Here is a 6,681-nt window from a genome sequence, read left to right as displayed (position 1 = left end):
CGCTACCACGGTCGACGCGAACACCTCGACGCCACCATCCGCGCCATCGCCGGCCTGCTCTCCGACCATCAGCACACCGACCGCACCGAGAACACAACCAGGCCACTCAAAGCCGTACGAGCCACACCTCACAGTCGATGAAAGGACTTCCTTCGCCGCAGGTAGGTGCCCCGGCCAACCACGCACGAGGTCGTTAGCCCCGCTGACCTACGCCACGTACGAGACGCTGAGCCACCTGTACGTCGTTCCCGGCCTCGTTACCAAGCGACTCGACGGGCGGTTGTCTAAACGAGACGTTCAGACCTGGCTCAACAAGGTCGCAAAGACCTGCCAGTGCTGCGCGCAGGGGAAAGACGAATGCCGGCCACCGAAGAACCGCAAGCGCTGCGAGGTTGGCAAGTGCTGCCGGGACCTTCCGCGGCTCGCACCGTCAAGGGAATCCGCGCCGTCCTCCGCTCGGCGCTTTCCCAGGTTGTGGTGGAGGAGCTGGTGGTGGAGGAGCTGGTCGTAAAGAACGTCGCAGCCCTTGTGAAGCGCCCACCGATCCGTAACCGCAAGGGCAAATCGTGGAGCAGTGAAGTGATCTCAGCAAGGGTTGGACGGCGGTGACAACTGGCCCTTCACAACGTGGGGTGTAGTTGGGCGCCGGGGCGCCCGTCAGGGATCGGCGCCGGCTCGATGCTGGCGGCGGCGCGTGATGCCGGATGGGCCGTCGGCAATGATGTCGGCGTGGAGTATGCATCCAGGGTGCCCGGTCCGCCGCTGGACGGGCTGATCGACGACCTCTACTACCTGGAGGGCGCCCCGCCGTACTCCAGGTTGATGCTGCCGGCGGCGCCCGCGCCATTGCTCATAGTCAACCTCGGGGCGCCGTTTCTCATCCGCGCAGGCACCGACGTAGACGCCGTGGAGTACGCCGACGGCTGCGCGGTCACCACGCCCACGCGTGCGTGGGAGTTCAGCTACCCAACCCCGACCCTGTCCGTGGGCGTCCACTTCAGGCCGTGGGGACTGGCACCGTTCCTTCCGATGCCCGCGGCCGAGTTGTGCGACCGACCTGCGACGGTGGAGCAGATCTGGGGCCAGCCCGCTGTCGCTGAATTGCGACACCGACTGACCTTGGCGGACGCACCGCACGAAATGCTGATGTTGCTCGAGGAGGAACTGGTGCGACGGCTGCGGGTGATCGATGGTCTTGACCTGGTCCGCCAAATGAGCAGCGCCGTCGCGGCGACAGGCGGGACAGTGCCGATCAGCGACATCGGTGTGGCGGCCCGTGCCAGCAGCACGTATTTGGCGAAGCGGTTCAAGGCCGTAGTCGGTGTCACGCCAAAACGGCTGGCTCGCAGCTACCGCTTCAGCTCCGCCGTGTTGGCGCTCGACGTCGCTGCACCGATCGACTGGGGAGACGTTGCCGCTGGCGCGGGCTACTTCGACCAGGCCCACTTCGTGCGCGAGTTCCGGGAGTTCACCGGGCTCACGCCGACCCGGTACGCCGAAGTCCGGCGGCGATTCCTGCGCGATCATCCCGACCACGTCCTGGACGGCTGGCCGCTCCCGGCCGATTGATTTCGTACAAGAGCGACAGCTCACGCCGCACAAGACTTGGGACTCCAAACAGAGGAGGAATCCATGGGGAAAGTGGTCATGAACGCGTCGGTTTCGGTGGATGGTTACATCGCGGCTGAGAACGACGATCCCGGTCCGATCTTCGAGTGGCTGGTCAGCGGTGACGTGCCGTTGGACGACAGTGGCGTTCTGAAGGTGTCGCAGGCTTCGTTCGACTACGTCCGGCCGTACTGGGACGAGGTCGGGGTGACCATTGCCGGCCGTCACGCCTTCGACATCACCGACGGCTGGGATGGGACGCCTCCGAGTGGGATCGACCATGTGGTCGTGGTGAGTCACCGTGGTGCGCCCGAGGGCTGGGACCTCCAGGCGCCGTTCCACTTTGTCGACGGCATCGAGGCGGCCGTGGCCAAGGCACGGGAGCTTGCGGGTGACCGCACTGTCGAGTTTGCTGCTGGCGACGTCGGCGGCCAGGCGCTCGCCGCAGGTTGGGTCGACGAGGTACGCATGGACGTCGCACCCGTCGTGCTCGGGTCCGGTAAGCGTTACTTCGGCTCCGTCGACGCCCAGCACCTGCTGGAAGGCCCAGACGTAGTCGTCCAGGGCAACCGGGTGCTTCACCTGCGCTATCGGGTGCGCCGTTGACCGATCTGAGTGGGTACGCGAAGAAGACCGCTGCGACGGTGACACGAGATCGGGCGTCCGGCTGCGTCTGTGCATCGCTGCCCCGGGACGGAAGTCGTGGTCTTCCAGATTGGCACACCTCGACTTGTCTGACGCTACCTTTGCCTGCCCTGACCTAACCAAGTTCTGCCGGCTCGATGAGCTCGGCTTGGCTGTCACCGGCCAACGACTCAGGCCCGACCGTGCGGTGCTGGCATGCCGGGTCGTCGAGCCGGACCAGTGGTGCCGTCGCTGTGGTTGCGAAGGCGTACCGCGCGACACCGTGACCCGGGAGCTGGCCCACGAGCCGCTGGGCTGGCGGCCAACGACGCTCGTGGTGACCGTGCGCCGCTACGGGTGTACCGCTTGCGGTCACGTGTGGCGCCAGGACACCAGCCTCGCGGCTGAGCCGCGAGCGAAGCTGTCGCGTCGCGGGCTGCGGTGGGCACTCGAGGCGATCGTGTGCCAGCACCTGACCGTGGCCCGGGTCGCCGAGGGACTCGGGGTCGCGTGGAACACTGCCAACGACGCTGTCCTGGCCGAAGGCAAGCGGGTGCTGATCAACGACGAGAACCGCTTCGACGGTGTCAACGCGATCGGGGTAGACGAGCACGTGTGGCGCCACACCCGCCGCGGCGACAAGTTCGTCACCGTGATCGTCGATCTCACCGCCGTCCGTGATGGCACAGGTCCCGCCCGGCTGCTCGACATGGTTGAGGGCCGCTCCAAGCAGGCGTTCAAGTCCTGGCTCGCCGACCGCGACGAGGCCTGGCGCGACGCCGTGGACGTGGTCGCGATGGACGGCTTCACCGGCTTCAAGACCGCCACCGCCGAAGAGCTCCCCGACGCGACAGCGGTCATGGATTCCTTCCACGTCGTGCGCCTGGCCGGCGATGCGCTGGATCGGTGTCGCCGCCGGGTCCAGTTGGCGATCCACGGCCACCGCGGCATGAAGAACGACCCCCTCTACTCCGCGCGCAGGACTCTGCACACAGGTGCCGGGCTGCTCACCGACAAGCAGGCCGCTCGGCTCACCGCGCTGTTCGCCGACGACGCGCATGTCGAAGTCGAAGCGACCTGGGGCATCTACCAGCGAATGATCGCCGCCTACCGACACGAGGACCGGCGCCGTGGCCGCGAGTTGATGGTCAAGCTGATCGACACGATCAGCACCGGTGTCCCGAACGCACTGGTCGAGGTCACCACGCTCGGCCGCACGTTGAAGAAACGCGCAGCCGACGTGCTGGCCTACTTCGACCGTCCCGGCACCAGCAACGGCCCCACCGAGGCGATCAACGGCCGGCTCGAGCACCTGCGCGGTTCCGCACTCGGGTTCCGCAACCTCAGGAACTACATCGCCAGATCGCTGCTCGAGACCGGCGGCTTCAGGCCGCAATTACACCCTCGATCGTGAAGAGCCTGACAACTTCGCGATCTGCTGGCCGCGGGTGCTGGTGGAGTCGGGCTGTCGGCCGGACCGGGGAGGCGCTGCTGGTGACATCCGGCATGCTGTAGGCATGACCGAGGAACCGAAAGATCGTTCCGTTCCGTCCGGCGACACGGTGCCCGCTTCACCATCAGTGATCTCTGTGATGCTGATCGTTCCAGATACAGACGCTGCGGTTGCCTGGTACAAGACTGCACTGGGCGCGACGGAGCTGTGGAACCTTGGTGGCGTGGCCGGCCTTGAGATCAGCGGCGCCCCGTTCTTCCTTCACGAGGTCAATCCCGAGAACCCTGCAGAGACCAGTCCCGGCCAGGCGGGGGTCACGAGCACCCGCATCGAGGTGTTTGCCAACGACCCCGACAACTACATCGAACGCGCCGTCGCCGCTGGCGCTATCGCTGGAGCGCGAATTGAGGATCACCGCGTGCCGTGGGGGACGCATCGTCAAGGTGGCTTCACGGACCCGTTCGGTCACAACTGGTCCGTGGGCGATAAGTCACCCCTGGGCTCGTTCCCACGCTGATCAGGCCAGCCTTCACATGCAGGATCGCGTGTCGCCTCATGGCGCGCGGTCAGGCCGGCTCTGACGCGAAGTGTCACTGTCGTAGCTGGCGTCCAAAATAGGTCGACGCGGACCCACATCCATAGTGGACGGTGCTGGATATGGGCCTGGAGTCCCCGGTAGAAGGAGGTCTGCCAAGCTCTACTTCACCAGTCAGGACTCTGCGTGATCGCCTATCGTGCCATGGTTGACGTTCCCAGGGAACTCGTGCACTACCTTGCCCAGCAGTTGGCCGCCGAGCGTCGTGTCCGTGGCACCCGTAAGGGCACTCGGGTGTTGACCTGCTTTCGCCAGGCGCTGATGGTGCTGGTCTGGTTCCGCAAGGGCGAGGACAAGACCCTCCTTGGCGCCGGGTTCGGCGTGTCGCGGGCTACCGCCTACCGCTACGTCGCCGAAGCCATCATCGTGCTCGCCGCTCGGGCCCCGGACCTGCCCACCGCCCTGCGCCGGGTCGCCGACGAGGGCTGGTCCCATGTGATCCTCGACGGGAAACTGTTCGACACCGACCGCCTCGCGGAGACGACCACCAGCGTCAAAGGCGAAACGGTCGACGCCTGGTACTCCGGCAAACACCGCGACTTCGGCGCGAACATCCAGGCGATCATGCGCCCGGACGGGCTACCAGTCTGGACCTCCGACGCAGCCCCAGGCCACCTGCACGATTTCACTTGCGCCCAGCTGCACGACATCACCGGCGCGCTGTACTGGGCCGCCTCCCAACTGGACCTGCCCACCTCGCCGACTGCGGCTACGAGGGCGCGGGCCAGGGCATCCACACCCCGGTCAAACAACCCACCGACGGTAACCGCCTCGCCATCGACAACCGCACCTACAACCGGCTCCCGCGATCCCTACGCGGCCTCGGCGAACGTGGCTTCGCCCTGCTCACCGGCCGCTGGTACGCCTTGGGCCGCACCACCGCCAGCCCCCGAAGCGTCGGCGACATCGTCCGCGCCGCCCTCGTACTCACCCAATTTGAATACCGATACCTACTGCATTCTCGTTGAGATCACTTCAGTGAGGAAGCTCGGGCTTTACTGGAAGCCTCCCGCGACGACGACGATTACCTGTACGCCGGCTACGTCCTGGTTCTCGTGCTCGGTTTACGCAAGGGTGAAGTCCTCGGTCTCACTTGGGAGCAGGGCCCCGGAGTAGTGCACGAATGTCCTCTTTGGTCTGATGTTGTCCTGGGTGGCGTGCCCAGATGAGAAGCGAGCACGACACCTGTGGATCATGAAGGTGTCTACGCTTCAAGATTCACAAAGGGTGTCGTGCTCGCTGTGTCATCATCGCTCATGTCCGTGGCGGCTCGGGCCGCGGCTGTCTCCATCGGTGCTGATGCACCGCCTGCGGGCTTGCTCGACCGGTTGGCGCAGGTCGCCGATCCTCGTGATCCTCGTGGGGTGCGTTACGGGTTGGCGACCTTGCTGGCGATCGGGGTGTGCGCGATGAGCGCCGTCGGTCACAACTCGCTGACCGCGATCGCGGAGTGGGTTCGGCGCTGTGGTCCGCGGGAGTTGGCCCGTCTGGGCTGCCCGTTCAACCCGTTGACTGGCCGGTACCGCGTTCCTGACGAGCGGACCCTGCGTGATGCCTACGCCCGGGTCGACCCGGGCATACTGACCGCCGTCGGGTATGGGCACCTGGCCACGCTGGCCCGGTCCGCGACCGCCGCGGTGACTGCGGATGGTGTGCCCGAGCGGGAACAGCGTCGGGCTCACCGCGCCGCCGGCACTGACCTGCCGCGCCGCGCCGCCATCGCGGCGGACGGCAAGTGTCTGCGCGGCGCGAAACGCCCCGACGGCAGCCGCGTGTTCATCCTGTCCGCCGTGCGTCACGCCGACGCGGTCGCCCTCGCCGCCCGGCAGATCGCCGCGAAGACCAATGAGATCGGCGAGTTCGCGCCGCTGCTGGACCAGATCGCCGACACCGACCTCACCGACACCGTGATCACCGCGGATGCCCTGCACGCTCAACGCGCCCACGCGATCTACCTCGTGCAACAGCGCCACGCCCACTACCTGTTCACCGTCAAGGACAACCAGCCCACCCTCGCCGCACAGCTGCGGGCACTGCCCTGGAAACAGGTGCCGGTCCTGCACCGCCAGACCAACCGCGGTCACGGCCGCGACGAGATCCGCCAGGTTCAGGCCGTCACCGTCGACGACCTGCTGTTTCCCCACGCCCGTCAAGTCGTGCGGATCCGCCGCAGACGCCGCCGGCTGGGCACGAAGAAGTGGACCACCGAGGTCGTCTACGCGATCACCGACCTACCCACCCACCATGCCCGACCCGAAGAAATCGCCGCTTGGGCCCGCGAGGACTGGACCATCGAGAACAACGTGCACTGGTGAGTCGGCCTGGGGCGCGGTGCCGGGATTACTCCCGGTCCGTTTCCCCAGGCCGCTCTCCGAACCCGGCGTGCCTGTCTCCAGGCACC

6 protein-coding genes and 3 pseudogenes are annotated in these 6,681 nt (G+C 66.6%); all 9 read left to right on the top strand.

The features are described 5' to 3' along the window. Positions 1-357: 357 nt before the first annotated feature. Positions 358-609: a hypothetical protein gene (locus tag ABZU69_RS36710; RefSeq protein WP_354968808.1), complete on the top strand. Its 252-nt coding sequence runs from the start codon at positions 358-360 to the stop codon at positions 607-609. Between the two features lie 69 nt (positions 610-678). Beyond that, positions 679-1,569 (top strand): helix-turn-helix domain-containing protein, encoded by an 891-nt coding sequence (locus ABZU69_RS36705; protein WP_354968807.1) that lies wholly within the window; start codon positions 679-681, stop codon positions 1,567-1,569. 63 nt (positions 1,570-1,632) lie between these two features. Continuing rightward, on the top strand, positions 1,633-2,214 hold the full coding sequence (locus ABZU69_RS36700; protein ID WP_345128216.1) for a dihydrofolate reductase family protein: 582 nt from the start codon (positions 1,633-1,635) through the stop codon (positions 2,212-2,214). Between the two features lie 124 nt (positions 2,215-2,338). Continuing rightward, positions 2,339-3,646: an ISL3 family transposase gene (locus tag ABZU69_RS36695; RefSeq protein WP_354968810.1), complete on the top strand. Its 1,308-nt coding sequence runs from the start codon at positions 2,339-2,341 to the stop codon at positions 3,644-3,646. A 103-nt stretch (positions 3,647-3,749) separates the two neighbouring features. Next, positions 3,750-4,202, top strand: coding sequence for a VOC family protein (locus ABZU69_RS36690; RefSeq protein WP_354968806.1), 453 nt, complete (start codon positions 3,750-3,752; stop codon positions 4,200-4,202). 222 nt (positions 4,203-4,424) lie between these two features. Then, positions 4,425-4,880 (top strand): annotated as a pseudogene (locus tag ABZU69_RS36685) (transposase family protein); the annotation flags it as partial. 29 nt (positions 4,881-4,909) lie between these two features. Then, positions 4,910-5,248: a transposase family protein gene (locus ABZU69_RS36680; RefSeq protein WP_354968809.1), complete on the top strand. Its 339-nt coding sequence runs from the start codon at positions 4,910-4,912 to the stop codon at positions 5,246-5,248. A 9-nt stretch (positions 5,249-5,257) separates the two neighbouring features. Then, positions 5,258-5,380 (top strand): annotated as a pseudogene (locus ABZU69_RS36675) (site-specific integrase); the annotation flags it as partial. A 156-nt stretch (positions 5,381-5,536) separates the two neighbouring features. After that, positions 5,537-6,592 (top strand): annotated as a pseudogene (locus ABZU69_RS36670) (ISAs1 family transposase); the annotation flags it as partial. Positions 6,593-6,681 lie beyond the last annotated feature (89 nt).

The sequence above is a fragment of the Micromonospora sp. NPDC005206 genome (genome assembly GCF_040608175.1).
GTDB lineage: Bacteria > Actinomycetota > Actinomycetes > Mycobacteriales > Micromonosporaceae > Micromonospora.
The sequence above is the reverse complement of the archived record's forward strand: the minus strand, read 5'-3'. Positions and strand labels throughout refer to the sequence as shown.